Genomic DNA, 2,363 nt, shown 5'->3' with positions numbered 1-2,363 from the left:
CTGCGGCACGCGCAGCGCGGCGACAAGCGTTCGCTCATGGAGACGGTGGAGCGCAACGCCAAGGACGCGCTGGCCCGGCACAAGCTCAAGCGGTCCGGCGACCTGACCACCCGCGGCAAGGCGCTGGACGAGATCACTGAGGCGCTCGGCATGCGTACCTCGCCGCTCCGCATCGAGTGCTTCGACATCTCGCAGATCCAGGGCACCGACGTGGTCGCCAGCATGGTGGTCTTCGAGGACGGGCTGCCCCGCAAGAGTGAGTACCGGCGGTTCATCGTGCGGGGAGCCACCGACGACCTGTCCGCCATGTCCGAGGTGCTACGCCGCCGCTTCGCCCGTTACCTCGACGCGCGGGCCGAGACGGGCGAGGTGGGCGTGGAGTCCGCCGACGACCCGACCGCGCCCGGCGGCGCCACGGATCCGCAGATCGGCATCCTGGTCGACCCGACCACCGGCCGGCCGCGGAAATTCGCGTACCCGCCACAACTGGTGGTCGTCGACGGCGGCGCCCCGCAGGTTGCGGCGGCCGCCCAGGCCCTCGCCGATTTGGGCATCGACGATGTCGCGCTGTGCGGCCTCGCCAAGCGGCTGGAGGAGGTGTGGCTCCCCGACGACGAGTTCCCGGTCATCCTGCCGCGCACCTCGGAGGGTCTCTACCTGCTGCAACGGGTCCGCGACGAGGCGCACCGCTTCGCCATCACGTTCCACCGCCAGCGTCGTTCGAAGCGGATGACCGAGTCGGCGCTGGACAATGTCCCCGGCCTGGGCGAGGTACGCCGCAAGGCGCTGCTACGGCACTTCGGCTCGCTGAAGCGACTCTCCACGGCGACCGTCGAAGAGATCACCGAGGTGCCCGGGGTGGGTCGACGCACCGCCGAGGCGATCCTGGCCGCCCTCGACAAGGGCGCAAAAGCGGACGACAGCGCCGAGTCGACGCCCAGCGCGTAGGCGACGCCCAGCGCGTAGGCGATCCGCAGCGCGGGGGCGACGCCCAGCGCGTAGACACACCGCGACAATCCTCGCGCCCCACATGATCGTGCTCGATCCTGGATGTAGTGGCCTCGTTGGCAGGGTGAGGCCCCTGTTTCCTGGATCGAGCGCGATCATCCGGTGGCGGTCGGGCCGCGTGGAGGTGATCGACTCGGGTTCGGTGATGTCGGGGTGTCCGGCGCGTCCGGATACCCCGGTATCGCCGAAGTCGAGTCGATCAACCCCCGGGGTGGTGGCGTGACCCGGAGGTCGGCGTGCAGTGGCGTGTCGCCCACCGAGGGACACCGTGCACGCACGTCTCGGCGGGGCATGATCGTGCTCGATCCTGGATGTAGTGGTCTCGCCGGCAGGGTGAGGGCCCTGTTTCCGGGATCGAGCACGATCATCAGGTGGGCGCAGGGCCGCGCGGAGGTGATCGACTCGGGTTCGGTGATGTCGGGGTGTCCCGAGCGCCCGGATACCCCGACTTCGCCGAAGTCGAGTCGATCAACCCCGGGTGGTGGCGGAGTCCGTTTCTGGTGGGCGGTTTGTCTGGTTTCGTCGATGGCGTCCCGTGGTCGGTGCCACGCTGGTGGCGGAATCGGGGACCCGGCGGGGTCGTTATACCTGGCATGCCGCCGCGAGCCTCGGGCTTCGGTGGCGCGGCAGCCGCCGGGAACACCCGCCCGGCCGCCACGGTTACACCCCCGCACAGCCGAGCACCACGATTGGCCGGCCTGTGTGGCGGCCGTCGGGAACACCCGCCCGGCCGCCACGGTTACACCCCCGCACCGCCGAGCAGCACCACTGGCCCGGCTCGTGTGACAGCCGCCGGGAACACCCGCCCGGCCGCCGCGGTTACATCCCCGCACCGCCGAGCACCACCGGCCGGCGCCGTCCGGAATGCGGAATGAGTCGCGGCCCCGGGCCGTTGCACCACCCTCCGGGACATCCCCGTGCAGGCCCCCGCCGGGTCGCCGGGCCAGGTCCCGCCGTGAACTTTCCCGCTCGGCACACGTCCCCCGCTTGTGTGTCGTCGCGGATCCCCCACATGCAGAGGAGCACGCCATCATGCGTACCGATCTGATTCGTAAGACCGCTCTGACCGCTGCTGGCCTCGCCTTCACCGGCGGCGCCATCGCCGGCCCCGTCACCACCGCCTACGCCGCGTCCGAGGCCAAGCCCGCGTCGCAGACCCAGGCCGACCGCAAGCCCTCGGGTGAGCGTCAGCTGGGTGTGCGCTACGAAGCCCAGCCCAACTTCTACTACTGCGGCCCCGCCGCCGCCCGTAACGCCCTGTCCGTGCAGGGCAAGGACATCAGCGTGGACGCCATGGCCAAGGAGATGGGCACCACCGAGGCCGGCACCAACAGCATCAACGACATCACCCCGGT

2 protein-coding genes are annotated in these 2,363 nt (G+C 70.7%); both read left to right on the top strand.

Annotated features, from left to right (window positions below; genetic code table 11):
- A partial coding sequence (uvrC, locus tag AB0J68_RS31045) for an excinuclease ABC subunit UvrC (RefSeq protein ID WP_363942310.1) occupies nucleotides 1–948 on the top strand: 948 nt, incomplete at its 5' end.
- Between the two features lie 1,092 nt (nucleotides 949–2,040).
- Nucleotides 2,041–2,363: C39 family peptidase (locus tag AB0J68_RS31040; RefSeq protein WP_363942308.1), on the top strand; the 323-nt coding region annotated here is incomplete at its 3' end.

Source organism: Micromonospora sp. NPDC049580 (genome assembly GCF_040675595.1).
Lineage (GTDB): Bacteria > Actinomycetota > Actinomycetes > Mycobacteriales > Micromonosporaceae > Micromonospora.
This window is presented reverse-complemented; position numbering and strand designations above follow the sequence as displayed.